This is a genomic window from Patescibacteria group bacterium (assembly GCA_041662665.1).
Classification (GTDB): domain Bacteria; phylum Patescibacteriota; class JABMPQ01; order JABMPQ01; family JAQVVF01; genus JAQVVF01.
In genome coordinates, this window is record JBAZSC010000002.1 from 179,423 (window position 1) to 198,432 (window position 19,010).

At 32.6% G+C, this 19,010-nt stretch carries 12 protein-coding genes; 1 reads left to right on the forward strand and 11 read right to left on the reverse strand.

Annotated features, from left to right (window positions below; all coding sequences use genetic code 11):
- Positions 1 to 139: 139 nt before the first annotated feature.
- From WC663_04185 to tsaB, 11 genes are all read right to left on the reverse strand, one after another.
- The gene (locus WC663_04185; GenBank protein ID MFA6296528.1) at positions 140 to 1,186 is read right to left on the reverse strand and encodes a RodZ domain-containing protein; all 1,047 of its coding nucleotides are present in this window, start codon (positions 1,184 to 1,186) and stop codon (positions 140 to 142) included.
- 239 nt (positions 1,187 to 1,425) lie between these two features.
- The gene (locus WC663_04190) at positions 1,426 to 3,684 is read right to left on the reverse strand and encodes a DNA translocase FtsK 4TM domain-containing protein (GenBank protein ID MFA6296529.1); all 2,259 of its coding nucleotides are present in this window, start codon (positions 3,682 to 3,684) and stop codon (positions 1,426 to 1,428) included.
- 109 nt (positions 3,685 to 3,793) lie between these two features.
- Entirely contained in the window at positions 3,794 to 4,834 is a 1,041-nt protein-coding gene (locus WC663_04195) for a radical SAM protein (GenBank protein ID MFA6296530.1), read from the reverse strand.
- A 214-nt stretch (positions 4,835 to 5,048) separates the two neighbouring features.
- Complete coding sequence (locus tag WC663_04200; GenBank protein MFA6296531.1) at positions 5,049 to 6,605, reverse strand: hypothetical protein; 1,557 nt, start codon at positions 6,603 to 6,605, stop codon at positions 5,049 to 5,051.
- 151 nt (positions 6,606 to 6,756) lie between these two features.
- Positions 6,757 to 10,581, reverse strand: coding sequence for a DNA-directed RNA polymerase subunit beta' (gene rpoC, locus WC663_04205; GenBank protein MFA6296532.1), 3,825 nt, complete (start codon positions 10,579 to 10,581; stop codon positions 6,757 to 6,759).
- Positions 10,582 to 10,625: 44 nt separating this feature from the next.
- Positions 10,626 to 10,985, reverse strand: coding sequence for an SET domain-containing protein-lysine N-methyltransferase (locus WC663_04210; protein MFA6296533.1), 360 nt, complete (start codon positions 10,983 to 10,985; stop codon positions 10,626 to 10,628).
- Positions 10,986 to 11,141: 156 nt separating this feature from the next.
- A complete protein-coding gene (locus tag WC663_04215) occupies positions 11,142 to 14,507 on the reverse strand; it encodes a DNA-directed RNA polymerase subunit beta (protein ID MFA6296534.1) in 3,366 nt (1,121 codons plus the stop codon).
- Positions 14,508 to 14,834: 327 nt separating this feature from the next.
- Complete coding sequence (locus WC663_04220; protein MFA6296535.1) at positions 14,835 to 16,064, reverse strand: hypothetical protein; 1,230 nt, start codon at positions 16,062 to 16,064, stop codon at positions 14,835 to 14,837.
- Positions 16,065 to 16,090: 26 nt separating this feature from the next.
- Positions 16,091 to 16,480 carry a hypothetical protein gene (locus WC663_04225; protein MFA6296536.1) on the reverse strand — a complete coding sequence of 130 codons (390 nt, stop codon included), beginning with the start codon at positions 16,478 to 16,480 and terminating at the stop codon, positions 16,091 to 16,093.
- A 69-nt stretch (positions 16,481 to 16,549) separates the two neighbouring features.
- Positions 16,550 to 17,710, reverse strand: coding sequence for a hypothetical protein (locus WC663_04230; protein ID MFA6296537.1), 1,161 nt, complete (start codon positions 17,708 to 17,710; stop codon positions 16,550 to 16,552).
- 69 nt (positions 17,711 to 17,779) lie between these two features.
- On the reverse strand, positions 17,780 to 18,460 hold the full coding sequence (gene tsaB / locus WC663_04235) for a tRNA (adenosine(37)-N6)-threonylcarbamoyltransferase complex dimerization subunit type 1 TsaB (protein MFA6296538.1): 681 nt from the start codon (positions 18,458 to 18,460) through the stop codon (positions 17,780 to 17,782).
- Between the two features lie 88 nt (positions 18,461 to 18,548).
- Between tsaB and WC663_04240 the strand changes: the two genes are divergently transcribed.
- Positions 18,549 to 19,004 carry a divergent PAP2 family protein gene (locus WC663_04240; GenBank protein ID MFA6296539.1) on the forward strand — a complete coding sequence of 152 codons (456 nt, stop codon included), beginning with the start codon at positions 18,549 to 18,551 and terminating at the stop codon, positions 19,002 to 19,004.
- Positions 19,005 to 19,010: the final 6 nt, after the last annotated feature.

Below are 19,010 nucleotides of genomic sequence, written 5' to 3' on the forward strand. Positions count from 1 at the left end.
TGTTAAATCGCTAAATTGTTAAAACAAACGAACATCGCCAACAATTTAACAATTCAACAATTTAACATTTTTTAACTAGTCTAACTTATCTAACTCGTTTTTTACTTTACGAACTTTAAAAACTTTAAGAACTTTATAACTATTTGATTTCTTTATCACGTACAACTTCACCTTCTTTTCCCAAAAATCCCAAATCTTTTCCATTCAAAACAGCTTTTGTTTTATCTGCTTTTCCTGATGACACAAAAAACTTTTCTTTTGCTTTAAAAGTTTGCGAAGCATCAGGCAACATCATTCCAGAATAAATTAATCTATCATCAGCCTTTATTTGTATCCAAGCTGCCTTGTCTACAACTGTAATTACTAATTCTGATTCTTGTTTTACAGGAGTTGTCGGTGTTTTATTTTTATCTTTTGAATTAGGATCTTTTACAGGTTCTTCTTTTTTATATTCTCCTCTCAAAGCTAATTTTTCATTTTCTTTTTGTCTCTCCAAATCACCAGTCAATTCAACCATAATATTTCTCTTTACTTCCGTACTCTTACCGAATTTATTATTAGCAACGATTTTTAGAATATTCAATCCATCTTGCAAAGCAACAGTCTCTTTAAATTTTCCGCTTCCATCAACTTGAATCGGCTGATCATTTATTTTTACTTCTGCTTCCAAATCTGTTTCGCCAACCAAAACAATCACATCATCATTTACTGTTTTATCTTCAGATGGATCCAAAATTGTTAATACTGGCGGTTTTGACAATCCGCTTAATTGAAACCATATATACAAAAACATTACAAAAACAGCCAAACAGACTAAACAAATCTTTATCAATCTTGGCGTAATTACAAATGAATTAGACTTATATGATGACAATGGAGCGGGCTCTTTTGATTTCTTAATATTTTCCTGTATTCCTCGCTCATTTTTATAAATATTTAATGCCGCTTGAAAATCAATTCCAACATAATTACAGTAGCTTCTCAAAAAACCTCTGACATAAACATCAGCCGGCAATTCACTGTATCTTCCTTCTTCCAAATATCTAATATATGTTTCTCGAACTCTAATACTTTGTGAAATTTCTTTTAACGTCAAATTAGCCTCTTCTCTTGCATTCTGCAATCTCTCGCCCAAAGTTTCGGCACTTTTCAGACGATGAGTAGTAAAACCTTCACCTAATTTCATAACAGATTATTATTACTTTCCTAAACCAAAAAAATAAAAATGAAAAAAATATTTTTTTACGAACAAAGCTATTAACTTTTTTGATTAAAAAAGTTAATCAGCACCTTTTGGAAATATGACCCAACAAAATTTAAAAATTAAGCTAATAAATTAATAAATAGTCACACTCATCATATCAAAACCTCAAAAGGTGCGGGCGAAATACTGCAGTGAGTAAAAAAATAATTTTTTCATTAATTTCATAACTGATTGTTATTAAACTGTTTATTTGCTAATTCTTCTTTGCTTGGAAGTCCCATCGTATCACCTGGCGCAACTAAAATTTCTCTTGGCTTTGCACCATCAGCTTGTCCAACAATTCCTCTTTCTTCCAAAATATCTAAAAGTCGAGCAGCTCTCGCATAACCAACTCTCAATCTTCTTTGCAATAATGACGCTGAAGCCTTTCCTGACATTATAACAGTTTCTTTTGCTTCTTCATATAATTCGTCATCAACTTCACCCTCAACTGATATTCCTCCATTAGCCATCATTTTTTGTTGCTTTTGAACTATTGATTCATCATATTCTGGCTGTCCTTTATCTTTCAAATATTTAGTTACAGAATGGATATCTTTTTCAGTTACAAATGACCCTTGAACTCTTCTTGGCTTACCAAGATCTGGAGAGATAAAAAGCATATCACCATTGCCTAATAATCTTTCCGCTCCACCAACATCAATAATCGTCCTTGAATCAATTTGTGATGCTACTGCAAAAGCAATTCTCGCTGTAATATTAGCTTTAATTAAACCAGTAATAACATTAACTGACGGTCTTTGTGTTGCCAAAATCAAATGGATGCCAGTTGCACGAGCCATTTGCGATAATCTGACAATTGCTGCTTCAACCTCTTTAGATGCAACAGCCATCAAATCAGCCAACTCATCAATTACAACTACGATAAATGGCAATCGATCTTTTCCAGCCGAAGCATTATATGAATGAATATCTCTTTTTTTGCATTCTGCAAACAAAGTAAAACGTTTCTCCATTTCCGATACTGTCCAACGCAATGCATTAACAGTTTTATCAACTTCAGTAATTACTGGAGTTAATAAATGCGGAATATCTGCATAACTCGTCATTTCTACTTTTTTTGGATCAACTAAAATCAATCTCAAATCATCAGGAGAATTTTGGTATAACAAACTCATAATAATCGTATTCAAACAGATTGACTTTCCAGAACCAGTTGCACCAGAAATCAAAAGATGAGGCATTTTATCAAGCTCGCAAACTGTTGGACTTCCTGCCACATTCCTACCCAAAACCATTGTTAAAGAAGATTTTGAACCAACAAATTCTTTGCTTTCTAAAACTTCTCTCAAACGAACAATCGCTACTTTCTGATTTGGCACTTCTACGCCAACCAATGATTTACCAGGAATTGGCGCTTCAAGTCTTATTGGATGTGCTGCAAGAGCCAATGCTAAATCATTATTCAAAGTAACAATTTGACTTAATTTTACTCCTTCGTCAGGCTTAAAAGTATATTGTGTAACTGTTGGACCGACATTAACTTCATGCATTTTTACATTAATATTGAAACTTTTCAAAGTCTGCTGAATTACTCTCGCATTATTCTTGACATCACCAGCCATTGGCGTAGTGCTTTGATTATTCAATAGATCAAGAGGATAAGGTTTCCAATCGCTCCATTTCTTTGAACGTATTATACTCTTTTTTGCTTTTCCATCTTCCATATTTTTCACTCGCAATTCTGAATTGCCTTCGCCTTCAACAGGTACAACAACTCTTTCGTTCATTCCTTTGATTGTTAATTCTCCTTCTATTGGCTGCTTATGTAATAATTTCAAAATAAATAATCTCAATTGCTTGAAACTTTCGATAACATCTTTCAAAGAAATATTAAAAGTCATTATTGTTCCAATTGTAAAAATCGCCAGCAAAATCACTCCTGAAGCCCAAAATCCCATAAAAAGCTGCAATGGATAAGAAAAAACATAACCCAAATATCCTCCGCCAACTCCATCTTTTATTACGCCTAACGCTGCTTCTCCATTATATTTCACATGAAAAACTCCGCATAAACCAACTAACAACATTATTGATCCAATCAAATTATATTTGCTGAAATTCGGCTCTTCCAACCTTTCTGATCTAAAAATTGCAATAGCTAAACCAATTAATAAAAATGGAAAAATATATGCTGGCCTGCCCATTGCCTGCCTTAAGCCAATACTTAAAAAATGTCCCATTTTTCCAGCCATTCCAACTAATGCCAATAAACTTAAAATTCCAACAATAAAAAAGACAACCAGCATAATGCCTCGAACGACTTCGGGCTGCATGCCAATATTAAACAAAAAACCCATTGAGCCTTTTCTTTTTCGCCCATGTATTTTTGGCGGTCTGCCTGGTTTTCTTTTTTGTTGCTTCAAAATTGAAGCTGGAATTATATTTTTCGCTTTTGGCGGACGTCCTCTTTGTGCCATTTTATTTTGTTTATTTTTATTTAATTTCAAAAATCCTAAAAAATAGGGTTACCATTATTATACTATAATTAAACATTTACAACAATAAAAAATCGTAGATAAACTACGATTAACCTCCATAAAAACATAAAGGATCAGGACCTTGCAACATATTGCCATTATAAGCAGAAAATCTTTGTGCTAAACATCCTCCTTTACATGAATCCAACAAAACGCATTTTCTACATTTACCTTTTAATCTTTTATAACCATAACTTTGGAATCTTCTAAATATATCAACCATTGGATGTTTTAGCCAAAAATATTCCAAATTATTTTCCAAAATATTACCAAATGCCGGATATTTCATTGCCGAACAATATGTCACATCGCCATTTGCTCTAATCAAAATCTTTTCTTGACCAATATTACAACTTCTAATTGGAAAACTTTCATCATAACTATATCGTCTATCAATGTTATGTCCTAATATCAAATCAAAACGTTGAGGTATCAAATAAGAGAAAAATCTTTGCGCGACTCTAAATTGTTCTTGATTCAAAACTAATTCTGGATGATTTGCGCAACTGCCTTGAACAACCAATCTCAATAAGTGCCAGTTCTTTACTCCCAGATCTCTCAACAAATCATACATCAAACCCAATTCAAGATAATTCACTGCCATTACAGTAGTATGCACTTCAACTTTTAATCCTCTTGCAACAGCTAAGGCAATACTTGCCATCAACAAATCAAATGATCCTTCTAGTCCTGTCACTTTTTCATGCGTTTCTTTCATCCCATGCAAACTAAAAACTATTCTGTCATCTTTATGAGAATAACGTCTCCAAAAATCAAAGAAAGCTTCTTTCAAAGAAAACATTTTTCCTTTTTCATTTTTATAAATAGCGCTCGTCTGCAATCTTACAGAAAAACCAAATCGCCATGCATAAAGCATTAAATCAATACAATCTTTTCGCATCAAAAGCTCGCCTCCGCTAATCGTAAAAATACTTGCCCCAAGCCATTTTGCTTGTCTCAAAATATCCATTATTTCTGCCTGCGATAATTCTCTTTCAAAAGGCAAACCAGCATTTGAAGAACAATGAAGGCAACTTAAAGCACATTGATTTGTGATCTCAATTGAAATTTCTTTCAATAGCCTTGGCATTTCTCTTCTCCCTCCTTTGTCCCATCAACTTTGTCCACCGAAGCTTTAGCGCAGGTGGAAGCGTAAACGAAGATGGACTTGTTTTCAAAGAACATTTTCAATCAACAATATCATATTAATTTGATACTTACAATAAAAAATAGAGGCACAAAATCTTGTGCCCCTAGATTAGAGATAGCATTCGAGAATCGTATTCGAGCTCGCATTAGAGAAATCATTTCACCCCAATTGCAAAATACTGCGTCTTCGTTGGATATTTAGTGAAATACTTTACAATGAATTTTCTGTTTTTCTTTATTACTTTAGCATCAGTAAATACTGTAGATATATTCTGCCAAGAACCACCTTTTTTCTTGTATTTCAAATAAAGATTTGATGCTGTTGCTGATTTATTTTTCTTTAAAAATTTCTTTAATGCTTTCTTAGTATATTTGAATGTTACTTTAATTTTATATTTCTGTGATAACTTTTTTGCTTTGTATTTATATAGATTAGTCTTTAATTTCCAATTGCTTAAGAATGTCTTATTTGGATATTTGCTTAATTTATTCCATTGCATCCAATAAGCGCTGTTCTTTGTTAATTTTGTTGGAAGCTTGGTGAAATTGATAACTAGATTTTGGCCTGAAATTGTTTGTTGATTTAGAGCTGGCATCAACGTAACTTTGTCACCATTAATCAAATTGTTCTCCTCTAAAAGCCTATCGTATTCTTTTTGCTCTTCAGCGCTTAAAGTGTATTTCCAGACCTTTCCGACATAACTTTCATCAGAATTACTATCACCTCCAGCATAAATTGAACCATCTGAGACTTGAATCAAAGAATAAACATCAGACCCAGCCATTATTCCAGTAAAATCTGACCAAGAACCATTCGAATATTTAGAAACTTTAGCATAAACACCATTACCACCTGCATAAATCGAACCATCTAAAGCCTGAGATAGAGAATAAACATGGGTCATATCCAGCGTACCAGTGATATCTGTCCAAGAATTATTTGAATATCTATAGACTTTAGCATAATTAGTAGAATAAAAACCACCTGAATAGCCACCAGCATAAATTGAACCATCTATCGCCTGAAACAAAGATCGAACGTTAGACATATTTAATGTTCCAGTAACATCTGACCAAGAACCATTTGAATATTTAAAAACTTTACCATAATCATCACTACCATCATAATAATGTCCTCCAGCATAAATTGAACTATCTGAAGCTTGAATCAAAGAAGTTACAACAGACATATTTGAAATTTCAGAGATACTGATCCAAGAACCATTTGAATATTTAAAAATTCTATCATCATAATTAAAACCATTATAGACATATCCACCAGCATAAATCGAACCATCTGAGGCTTGAAGTAAAGTAGTAACAAAAGACATATCCGATAATCCAGAAACATCAGTCCAAGAACCATTCGAATATTTATAGACTTTAGCAAGATAATCGCTAGCTAAAACATATCCGCCAACATAAATCGAACCGTCTGAGGCTTGAAGTAGAGAAGCTACATTAGACATATTTAATGTTCCAGTAATATCTGACCAAGAACCATTTGAATATTTAGAAACTCTACCATAAAAATGGCTACCATCATCATAATTCCCACCGGCATAAATCGAACCATCTGAAGCATAAACCAAAGAATAAACTGTAGATATACTCAATGTCCCAGTAATATCTCCCCATTCAGCACTAGCAATTCCGCCTAATCCAAACAATAACCCCACGCAAAACAAACTTGTTAATAAAAACTTTCTCATAATTTTTTGATTTTATTTTTATATAATAAATTTAGTTAATAATATTATACCACAATCAAAGAAGAAGAAGAAGTTATCCACAAAAAAATAGAGGCACAAAATCTTGTGCCCCTAATATCCGTAATTTCCTAATTTCTTGATATCCGAATATTTAGACCTTCTTCACGTATCCAGTACCAGCTGGAATTAACTTGCCAAGAATTACATTTTCTTTCAAACCTTTCAATTCATCAACCTTGCCAGTGATTGAAGCATCAATCAATACTCTTGCAGTTTCTTGGAAAGAAGCAGCAGATAGGAAACTATCAGTTGATAATGAAGATTTTGTAATACCTAATAATAATTCATCAGCCTCTGGTAATTCTTTTCCTTCTTTTCTTAATTTATCGCGAACAGCCAAGAATTTTACTCTATTCATTACATCGCCAGCAATCAAATCACTCTTGCCAGTTTTTCTAACTCTTACCCAATTCAACATTTGTCTGATAATCAATTCAACATGTTTATCATCTACATCCTGACCTTGGCTTGAATAAATATATTGTACTTCTTTCAAAATATATTTTTGAATTGCTTCTCTTCCACAAGACTTGAATAGATTTTGCAAATCTAATGCGCCTTCTGATAATTGTTGGCCCTTGCTTACCAAATCCTTATTCTTTACCCACAAGACAGCATTGCTAGGCAAAATATATTCTTTTTCAACATCGCCTTCTTTGACAATAATTAAATTCTGTCCATCAATTTTCACAAAACCAGAAGCTTTTGCTTTAATTTCTTTGCCTTTTTCTGTTTTGATCAAAACATCGCCTTTATTAACATCTGTTGCATCTTTAACAACAAGTTTGTCATTTGTTCCAAATTGATATAAATCTTTGCTGACATTTGAAGCAACGATTCTCAAAATTTTTCTGTCTTTTTCTTCTTCAATTGAAGCAATACCATCTAATTCTGCAAAAATCGCTGGTTTTTTAATTCCTCGAGCTTCAAATAATTCTTCAACTCTAGGCAAACCTTGAGTAATATCGCCTTCGGAAGCTACACCACCAGTATGAAAAGTTCTCATTGTCAACTGTGTTCCTGGCTCACCAATTGATTGAGCAGCAATAATACCAACTGCTTGTCCAATTGCTACTTTTTCATTTCTACCTAAATCCCAACCATAACATTTTTGACAAATTCCTCTTTCCATTTTACAAGTTGTTACTGAGAAAATTCTAACACCATCCAAATCCAAACTATCAATCAATTTTCCATAAATTTTTGTAACAATTTCTCCTTTTTTAATAACAACCTTACCAGTTTTATCTTTAATGTCTTGAGCCAAAGTTCTACCTAAAATTCTATCACCAATAGTTGTATTCATTTCTGTACTATCTTTTTTGGTTATTTCAAGACCTTTTGTATCACTGCATTCGGGAGCTTGGACAATGATATCTTGAGAAACATCAATCAATCTTCTTGTTAAATAACCAGCATTAGCAGTTCTCAAAGCTGTATCAGTCAAACCTTTACGAGCACCGTGAGTAGAAATGAAATATTCCAATACGCCTAAGCCTTCTTTAAAACTATTCTTAACTGGCAACTCAATAGTCTTTCCAGATGGAGCAGCCATCAAGCCTCTCATACCCATCATCTGAACAATTTGTGGCCATGAACCTCTCGCACCTGATTCAACCATTGCATAAACTGGACCAAATTCTTCAACTGTATTTCTAGTTACTTCTGTAATCTTCTCTTTTACATTTGCCCAAGTTTCAATAACTTTGACATAACGTTCATGATCAGTTAGAAGACCAGCTTTGTATTGTTGTCTGATTTCTTCAATTTTCTTTGTTGCATCGGTCATCATTCCTGCTTTTTCTTTTGGCAATTTCAAATCATCCATACCCCAAGAAAGTCCAGCCTTAGTCAAATATTCAAAACCAATTTCTTTAATTGCATCAACTAATAATACAGTTTCATCACCGCCATGCTTATGCAAACATTCGCCAATTAATTCTCTTAATACTTTTTTATCAAAAACATTATTTCTAAAACCAAAATCTGCTGGCAAAACTCGATTAAAGATAATTCTACCAACGCAAGTTTCTACTATTTCTTCATTTATTCTAACTTTGATTTTTGCTCTAATATCAACTAAATCATTTTCATAAGCTAAGATTGCTTCTTCAGCATCTGAAAAGATTTTACCTTCTCCCTTCATTCCAACTCGCATATTAGAAATATAATAACAACCCAAAACAATATCTTGAGAAGGAGTAGTAATTGGAACACCAGTCGCAGGCTTTAATAAATTTTTTGTTGAAGCCATAATTTCTTTTGCTTCTTTTTGCGCTAAAACTGTTAACGGTACATGGACAGCCATCTGATCACCATCAAAATCAGCATTAAAAGCAGAACATACCATTGGATGAATCTGCAATGCTTTGCCTTCAATCAAAATTGGCTTGAAAGCTTGAATACCTAGTCTATGCAAAGTCGGAGCACGATTTAACAACACATATTTATCAGCAATAATTTCTTCCAATGCATCCCAAACTTCTGATCTGCCTTCTTCAATTAATTTTCCTGCTGATCTAACATTATGAGCATATTCATTCTTAATCAAACTATTAATAACAAATGGTTTAAATAATTCCAAAGCCATTGTTTTTGGAATACCACACTCGCCTAATTTTAAGTGAGGTCCAATAACAATTACTGAACGACCAGAATAATCAACGCGCTTACCTAACAAATTTTGTCTGAAACGTCCTTGCTTGCCTTTCAACATATCAGCCAAAGATTTTAATAATCTTTTCTGTCCAGTTGAAGCAGCAGTTACTTTTCCAGATCTTGCTGAATTATCCAATAATGCATCAACAGCTTCTTGCAACATTCTTTTTTCATTTCTACAAATAACTTCTGGCGCATTTAATTCAATCAATCTTTTTAAACGATTATTGCGATTTATAACTCTTCTATACAAATCATTCAAATCAGAAGCTGCATATCTGCCACCATCCAATTGAACCATTGGACGTAGATCAGGAGGAATAACAGGAAGAACAGTTAAAATTGTATATTCTGGTCTGATTCCAACTTTAATTAAATTTTTAACTAATTTTAATCTTCTTTTAATTTTCTTTTTAATTTGGGCTGGTGCGTTGATTACTTCTTTTTCTAAATCAACTGCCATTTTTTCCAAATTAATTTCTGCTAATACTTTTCTAACGGCTTCAGCGCCAATCGATGCTTTAAAAACATGTCCATATTTCATGGACAAATTTCTGTATTTTAATTCAGAAATAACACTTAATTTTTTAATGTCTTTAACTTCTTCTTTTTCAAAATTAAAAACTTTATTCAACTTTTGTTGTTCTTTTTCTTTATCGGAATACAAAACTTTTAATCTTTTTTCAGCATCTGCTGAATTTCCTTTTTCAGCTTTTTGTTTAACTCTTAGTTGTTTTAATTCGGAAGCTAAATTTTTGTACTTATCATCAATTCCTCTTTTCTTAGATTTAAATTCGTCTTCTAATTCATTCAAAGTTTCTGTCTTTGCTTTTTCATCAACTGAAGTTATTAAATAGCTGGCAAAATATACAACTTTTTCCAAACTTTTTGCTGACAAATCTAAAATCAATCCAACTTTTGATGGAACACCACGTAAAAACCAGATATGAGAAACAGGAGCTGCTAATTCAATATGTCCCATTCTTTCACGTCTGACAATTGATCTCGTAACTTCAACACCGCATTTGTCGCAGATTATTCCTTTGTATCTAATTCTTTTATATTTTCCGCAATAACATTCCCAATCTTTTGTTGGACCAAAAATTCTTTCCGAAAAAAGTCCATCTTTTTCCGGACGTTGGGTACGATAATTGATTGTCTCTGGTTTTTTTACTTCTCCATAAGACCAATCTAAAATTTCGTCTGGAGAAGCCAGTTTCAATCTTATCGCATTAAAATCAGTTGTAATATTTGCCATAATATTTAGTTAATTAACCTTTTTAAATTAATTTTTGTCAATTGCTAAAAATCAGTCCCATTTACATCATTTTCATTATAATCAATTGTTATTTCTTCGCCAAAATAAATATTTCTAACAGCAATAGTATCTTTAAATTGTCCTAGACTTTTTGTATTTGGATTTTCTGAATGATTTATAAACCTTGCATTATCAGTATCCAAATAAACATAATCTTCACCATTATCAACAGCGTATGTGTCAAAAAATTCTTCTGCATTTTTCGGTATATCTTTTTTGTTTACTTTTATATCAATGACAGAATTAAAAACCCAAACAGATTGACCTTTTTTAATTTCTTGATCAGCAATCAAACCAATCCCTTTCCCATTTATTTCTTTTAACCTTGTCTTAACTACTAACATATATTTTTACAGTTTAACTAGATTAATTTAAAATTATTTCGCTAATCATAACCGCATATACTTTTATTATGTAATATCACAAAGCGAATAATCAATTAATTTCACATAACTCGTCAATATCTAATATCCGAATATCCGTAATTTCCGAATATCCGTCTATTTACGTTCGTACTTTTTTTCTTCAGTTTCAAGAATATTTCCATTTTTATCCAAAATTTCAACATTCAAAGCTAAGCTTTTTAATTCTTTAACTAAAACGCTGAATGATTCTGGAACATTTGGCTGTCTGATTGGTTCACCCTTAATAATCGCTTCATAAGTTTTTGAACGTCCAATAACATCATCTGATTTTATTGTTAACAATTCCTGTAACACATGAGAAGCGCCATAAGCCTCAATTGCCCAAACTTCCATTTCACCAAATCTTTGTCCACCAAATTGTGCTTTACCGCCTAATGGCTGTTGAGTAACTAATGAGTACGGCCCGATTGATCTTTGATGGATCTTATCTTCAACTAAGTGATAAAGTTTCAAGATATACATCACACCAACTGTTGTTTTTTCCGTAAATGCATTACCTGTTCTACCATCATAAAGTTGAACTTTGCCATTTTCTGGCCAGTTTGCTCTTTTTAATTCAGATTTAATTGTTTCTTCTTTTACACCATCCAAAACTGGAGTTGCAACTTTATAGCCTAATAATTTTGCCGCCATGCCTAAGTGAACTTCCAAAATCTGACCTTGATTCATACGAGAAGGCACGCCTAATGGATTCAAAATAATATCAACTGTTCTTCCATCTGGCAAATATGGCATATCTTCCTGTGGAACAATCTTTGAGATAACACCTTTATTACCATGACGTCCAGCTAATTTATCGCCAACTTGAATTTTTCGAAGTTGTGCGACAGAAACTTGAATCGTCTTGATAACGCCAGTTGGCAATTTATCGCCTTTTTCTCTAGAAAATATTTTAACATCAACAACCTTACCATGTTCGCCATGTTGCAAATATAATGAAGTGTCTTTTACATCTCTAGCTTTTTCACCAAAGATCGCTCTTAATAATCGCTCTTCTGCTGTTAATTCAGTTTCACCTTTTGGTGTAATTTTACCTACCAAAATATCACCTGAAGTAACTTGAGCTCCGACTCTAACAATTCCTTCTTCATCCAAATCTTTTAGTTTTTCTTCACCAACATTTGGAATATCGCGAGTAACTAATTCTGAACCTAATTTTGTATCACGAACATCAATCGAAAAATCCTCAATATGAATTGAGCTATAAACATCTTCGCGAACTAGTCTATCAGAAATCAACATCGCGTCTTCAAAATTTCCACCTTGCCATGCCATGAATGCAACTACAACATTTTTTCCTAAAGCTAATTCGCCTTTATCAGTTGAAGATCCATCAGCAATAATCTGACCCTTTTTTACTTTCTCACCAACTGAAACGATTGGTCTTTGATCAATACAAGTTGAAGTATTTGATCTTAAGAAATTTAATAATTTATATTCTCTAATATTTTTATTAGCTTCCAATACTTTTATTCTTTTTCCAGATACTTCAATGATCTCTCCATCTTTTTTACAAACAATAACTACACCTGAATCTTTAGCAGCTCTCTCTTCACAACCAGTACCTACAATTGGTGAATCAGGATTAATACATGGCACAGCCTGACGTTGCATGTTTGAACCCATCAAAGCACGATTAGCATCATCATGTTCCAAAAATGGAATCAAAGCTGTAGTAATAGATACAATTTGTTTTGGAGAAACATCCATATATTCGATTCTGCCTGTTGCTTCCATTGATGGCTCGCCTGCAACTCTAACTTCTGCTCTTTTATCAACAAAATAGCCTTTTTCATCAATTAAAATTGTTGCTGGAGCTGTCACATGTTTTTCTTCCTCAATTGCATCTAGATATTCAATTTCATCAGTAACTCTTGATCTAATTTGAACTACTTTCAAACCAGCATTTTTAATTTTATTGATATCTTTTTTATCAAGAACTTTGTCAGCTGGAATAATCACTCTTCTTTTTTCATCTAGGATTCCAGATTTATAAGAAATCTCGCCGATTGCCTTTTCTGCTCTTTCAATTGGAATTTCTCTTAAAATCTTTCTATAAGGAGTTTCAATAAAACCATATTCATTAATTCTTGCATATGAAGAAAGATGGCCTACCAAACCAATGTTTGGACCTTCAGGAGTCGAAATAGGACAAATTCTGCCATAGTGAGTTCTGTGTACATCACGTACATCAAAACCAGCTCTTTCACGAGACAAACCTCCAGGACCCATTGCTGATAATCTTCTCTTATGTTCTAACTCGGATAATGGATTTGTTTGATCCATAAATTGAGAAAGTTGAGAAGACATGAAAAATTCTCGAATTGAAGAAATAACTGGTCTAGCATTAATCAATTGAGCTGGAGTAGAAGTATTAATATCCAAAGTACTCATTCTATCTCTAATGATTCTTTCCATTCTCATCAAACCAACTCTCATTTTATTTTGGACCAATTCACCAATCGCTCTAACTCTTCTATTTCCTAAATGATCAATATCATCAGGATTGCCTTGATTAATATTTAATTTAATTAATTCTTTTATAACATTAACAAGATCTTCTTTTCTTAAAACTCTATTTTGCTTGTTAATAATAATTTTTTCACCTAATCTTTTGTTCATTTTGAAACGTCCAACTTTGCCAAAATCATATCTTTCAAAATTAAAAAACATTGCTTCAATCAATGATCTTGCATTATCCGCAGTTGCTAAATCTCCAGGTCTAATTCTTTTATATACTTCAATAAAACCTTCAGCTTGATTTTTTGCAATATCTTTTTCTAATGTATTTTTGATAAATTTTCGATCAGGCAAAGTATCAACATCCTTGAATTGAGCCAAAATTTCAGAATCTGTGGAAAACCCAAAAGCCCTTAACAATGACGTTACAGGTACTTTTCTTTTGCGATCGATTTTTGCATAAATAACACTTTTTGAGTCAGTTTCAATTTCTATCCAAGCGCCTCTGTTTGGAATAATTTTTGCGCCAAATAATTTTTCGCCTTTTGTTAATTCAGCAGTAAAAAATACGCCAGGAGATCTAATCAATTGAGAAACAACTACTCTTTCAACACCATTGATAATAAATGTGCCTCGATCAGTCATCAATGGAAATTCGCCTAAATATACTTCTTGTTCTTTTATTTCACCAGTTTGTTTATTAACTAATTGAACTTTGCAACGAACTGAAGCTTCATAAGTTGCATTTCTTGATTTTGCTGCAACTTCATCAACTTTTGGTTCATCAATTACATAATCAACAAAACTTAATTCTAGATTTTTTTCAGTAAAATCTTTGATTGGAGAAATTTCATCAAACAATTCTCTCAAACCTTCTTTAAAAAACCAATCATAAGAATCAGTTTGAACTCTGATTAAATCAGGAAGTTCAATAACATCATGCAATTTAGTAAAAAATTTTCTTTTTTGCTTTTGAGGCATACTATAAAAAATTAATATATAATAACAAATACTAATCATTTGCAATTAAATCTGTATGCATCTGTGTCTCTGTATCAAATCCGTTATAAATCTGTGTAAAATTTGTGCGCTAAAGATAACAAAAAATGACCAAAAATTAACACTTTTGGCTTATTTAAAGTCTTTTATAAATATCACGCCCGAGGCTATTCACCTCTGCTTTGAATATCATACTTCAAGTATAAGCGTTTTATTTAAAAAGTCAAGCTATTTTTAATTAAAAACAATATTTAGGCTTATCTAAAACAAAAATAAAGCTATCAAATTTTCTTATCCACAACGACTTCTTTACATCAAAGCTGCAGTTAGAATATTTCTTAATTCCGTTAAACGACCCAGTTCTTCTTCATCTTTAGTCTTTCCAATCTTCTTTTCTACCCCTTTTAATTCTTTTTTATATTTGCTTCTTACTCCTCTTTCTTTTTTGGATAATGTAAAAAAAGTTTTCAATTCTTTTCCTGTTCCCATCACTGAACCAGCAATTCCAGACAAACTAGTTTCTGCTAAATTTCTAGCACTTGCCAAAATTTTTGCCATATTAGCACTAGCTTTCTCCAATCCAGGCGTTTGTCTAAGCTGTTCAGCAGTATAACCCAATTCTCCAGCAATACTCCCAACATTATTAACAACCTTAACCAACCTGTTTTCAGCATCATGAGCTACCTGTTTTTCTTTCATAAATTGATCTCTTGACACATCATTAACTTTTTTTTCAAGTGATCCAGTATCTTCAGATGAGATTCTTTCATCTTCAACCATTTTAGCTAATTCCTCAAGTGTTGGTGGCTCTATATCATCATATTCTGCCTTCGGAACATTAGGTGCTGGCAATTTTGCCTCTTTTTTTGACACAGCTAAACCACCTTCAATCAATCCTTGTACGTCAACATACTCCTCTTCACCACGTATCTCTTTAGGTGTTGGTTCATCGATTTCAACCACACCTTCTCCTTCCTGCGAAGAATCTGGCAATGTACGTTGTACATCAGCTCTGCGAGTAAATTCAGTTTCAGTAAAATTGCCGGTTTTTTCATCATATTCAGGCAGATCCGGTACTAAAACAAGCTCAGTCGGATCAAATTTTTCTAAGTCTGCTTCAGTTAATTCCATTTCATCTGTTTCTAAAGCAGGAGCTGCTTGAACTTTTTGTTCGCCATAAGCACCTTCCTTAACTGTTGGCACATCCTCAATATTTATTTCTTTTTGAGTCGGCGCTTCATAAATATCTTTCATTGCTTGATCAAGTTTATTGCTCCATTCAGCCCAGACTTTTTTTTCATCATCAGTTTCTGGCATTCTTGGCAAATCTTCTTTTTTAAATATTTCAACGCCTTGTAAACCAATTTGTTCAATTTGCGAATCCTCAACTTCTGGAATTACTTCTTCAGCTGTTACAGCTTCTTCAATTCCTGGTTTTATTTCTCTGCCTTTTTTGTCTATAGAAACTTTTTTAAATTCTGTTTCACCAGCTGCTTTTCTTTGGACTTCTAACGCTTGCGCATTATCACCTTTTGCCATATTTTTAAAAAATTAATTTTTAATAACTATTGGATTTGCTCTTTTATTCTTTTTTTCTTGTCTTCTTCAACCAATTTTACTGCTTCTTGAAAAACATCATCTAGCCTTTTATCTAATTTCTCAATTCCTTTTTGATATTCGTCATTTGCATATTTCATCCTTTTCAACATTCTAAAATAAATCAAATCCAAAACTAATTTGTCTTGATGAATTTGAGTACCCAAACCTTCTTTAGTTTTTTCTTTGTCTTTAATTCCTTTTTGCACTTTTTTGATATGATTATCAATTGCTTTGATAATGCTATCTCGCACTTTTTTACTTAAACCTTCTGTTTCTATTTTTTTAATCAAACTATTTTTCTCGCGAGTTGTTAAATCGGATTGCTTGATTAGTTCTATTGCTTTTTTTGTTTCCATATTTTTGTATTTAAAAGATTAAATAATTAAGCTTGTCCACCAGAGTCTCCCGCAGAAGACGCAGGTACATTATTCACCAAATTTTGCTCTTAATTCTTTAAAACGAACTTCTTGCGCTTTTAATTTTTCATATTCTCTTCTTTCCATTTTTTCTTTTGCAGATCCTACTAATACTTTTGCTTGTTCCTTTTTAAATCTTTCCCATTCCGCTATTTTCCTTTTCGTTCTAGCAATTTCAATTGGAAAATCAGTTGCCATTTCTTTATATGCTTTAACAGCCTCTTCAGAAACCGTTCTTAATCCTGAATCCATTCTTTTCATTGCTATTTTTGGCAAATTTTCTCCAGCCGAAACAGCACCATATCCTAATTCAGTCATAGTTTTACCAAAAGAAGTTAAAGTATTTTTTACAGGACCGCTAAAAAAACTTTTTAATGATTTACCTGCCTTATCTAATCTATCTTTTGCAAATCTTGTTAAGCTCTCTACTCTTTGCCTGCCCAATTCAGTATCCCAAATTTGATCTTCTTCTGCTTTTTTTACTAAAGCTAATCTCTCTGTATCTCTAACAAGAGTATCGGTATTATATATAACAGTATCAACATCTTCGCCACTTGGATTAACCAATGCTAAATCCAAAGCTGTTTCAACTCTTTGCCAATCGCTATCAAATTGTGCGTCAAATTCAGGATCTAAAAATTGCTCATTATTTCCAGCATTTAAAATCTCTAAAACCTCAGCTGTAGCTACTTCTTGTCCAGTATCTTTTTTGAGCTCTCTGACCATTTGAGCTAAAACATCTTCTTCTGGAAGTCCTTCCTCGAGTGAAGATTTTGGAGGCTCAACTTTTGGAAGCTCAATTGTCTGAGCGCTTTCGATTTGCTTATGTGCGGCAGCCCTTCTCAAAGAAGCTTTTTCTTCTTCTGTTGCTCCACCTTTTTCAGTTTGAGTAATTTTATGTTCTGCTTTTACACCAGTAGTTGTTATTGGTTGACCATTTTCATCAACTTCTTTAACATCTTTATCAGCTACTTCAGTTCCTTGTGCTTCTGGCAACGTTGGTGCAGTTTCCTCTTTAATTGTTGGCGCACCAATCTCAGCAACTGTTGGCGCTTCTTCAATCACAACGCCCTTGCCACTTTTTCCTTTTTTTCTCGCAGATCTCGATTTTCCTTTATAAAAAGCTTCCTGTTCTTTTGGATTTGGCACATCAATACTTTTTCTTGCCATAAATTTTAATTTTATTTTTTAACAAAAACTACCAATAATTAAGTATAGCACAAAATAACAAGTTTCGCATTATTTTTTTGGTTTTGTAATATGCGGTTCTCTTAAATAATACGGCATAACAACTTCATTTTGTTCTTTATTATTTAATTTTTCTTCTCCAATTTTTAACAAATTTTCCAGAATATCTTGATCAAAATCATCTTTAATCTTTATATCTAGAACTTTATTTTTCAATTTTTCTCTAATTATTTTTTCTTTTTCTGAATTTATTTGTCCAATAAAATAAGTTGGCAAAGTTATTTTTTCACACAACTGCTCAACAGTGCAAACGTATCTTTCTGTTTTCTGTTTCCTGTTTCCTGTTAACAATAGTTCTACATAAATCAAATCACTAATATTTTCTAAAATTGTAACAACATTATTCAAAACTCCATCGTTCTGACGTTCTAACGCTCCGACGTTCTGACGCTCCATTACTTCAAATCTATCCACACCCACAACCTTGCAATTAAAACCAAAAGCCAAAGCATTCGCAGTAGCAACACCAACGCGCAATCCAGTATAAGATCCAGGCCCAATCACTACAATAATTCCGTCAATTTTATTATTTCCAACTATTTTTTTAATAATTGGCAATAATTCTTCAGATTGCCGAAAATTTGCTTCCCAAATTTTCTTCCTTATAATCTTATTTTGGTCAGCCAATCCGACAAAAGAAATATAAGTAGCTGTATTTATTAATAATATCATTTTAAAAAAATAAATTTTATGCTATATTTTCTATATCTAAGTTCAATTTTATGAACTTTAAAAACTTTATAACTTTATAACTAATAACATGCTTATCATCCCAAAAGTACTTATTATTGCACTTGCATCAGGCGTTGTTGTACAAATCATCAAAGCTTGCATCATGTCTTGGCAAAACAAAGAAATTTTTAATTTTCATTATCTCTCTCGTTATGGCGGCATGCCTTCAACTCATTCTGCATTTCTAGCATCTTTATCATCTGCAGTCTTTCTTGAAGACGGCTTTGCATCTACCTCTTTTGCCATCTGCTTAATTTTTTCTATTATTATAATCAGAGATGCCTTTGGTTTTAGAATGCTTTTGGAAAATCAAGGTAAAACATTAAAGAAAATGATTGATAATAACGAGAAAGAATTCAAAGAAATTGAAAAATACGATCGATACAAAACTTTAGGCTTGCGTGTCGGCCACACTTTACCAGAAATTATTGTTGGAACAATGATTGGAATCCTTGTTACCTTGTCTTTATTCTTTATAATCTAGACTCAA

Coding starts and splice junctions, on each gene's coding strand:
- WC663_04240 (MFA6296539.1), top strand. CDS start 18,549: ATGCTTATCATCCCAAAAGTACTTATTATTGCACTTGCATCAGGCGTT.
- WC663_04185 (MFA6296528.1), bottom strand. CDS start 1,186: ATGAAATTAGGTGAAGGTTTTACTACTCATCGTCTGAAAAGTGCCGAA.
- WC663_04225 (MFA6296536.1), bottom strand. CDS start 16,480: ATGGAAACAAAAAAAGCAATAGAACTAATCAAGCAATCCGATTTAACA.
- WC663_04190 (MFA6296529.1), bottom strand. CDS start 3,684: ATGGCACAAAGAGGACGTCCGCCAAAAGCGAAAAATATAATTCCAGCT.
- WC663_04230 (MFA6296537.1), bottom strand. CDS start 17,710: ATGGCAAGAAAAAGTATTGATGTGCCAAATCCAAAAGAACAGGAAGCT.
- WC663_04200 (MFA6296531.1), bottom strand. CDS start 6,605: ATGAGAAAGTTTTTATTAACAAGTTTGTTTTGCGTGGGGTTATTGTTT.
- WC663_04195 (MFA6296530.1), bottom strand. CDS start 4,834: ATGCCAAGGCTATTGAAAGAAATTTCAATTGAGATCACAAATCAATGT.
- tsaB (MFA6296538.1), bottom strand. CDS start 18,460: ATGATATTATTAATAAATACAGCTACTTATATTTCTTTTGTCGGATTG.
- rpoC (MFA6296532.1), bottom strand. CDS start 10,581: ATGGCAAATATTACAACTGATTTTAATGCGATAAGATTGAAACTGGCT.
- WC663_04220 (MFA6296535.1), bottom strand. CDS start 16,064: ATGGCAAAAGGTGATAATGCGCAAGCGTTAGAAGTCCAAAGAAAAGCA.
- WC663_04215 (MFA6296534.1), bottom strand. CDS start 14,507: ATGCCTCAAAAGCAAAAAAGAAAATTTTTTACTAAATTGCATGATGTT.
- WC663_04210 (MFA6296533.1), bottom strand. CDS start 10,985: ATGTTAGTAGTTAAGACAAGGTTAAAAGAAATAAATGGGAAAGGGATT.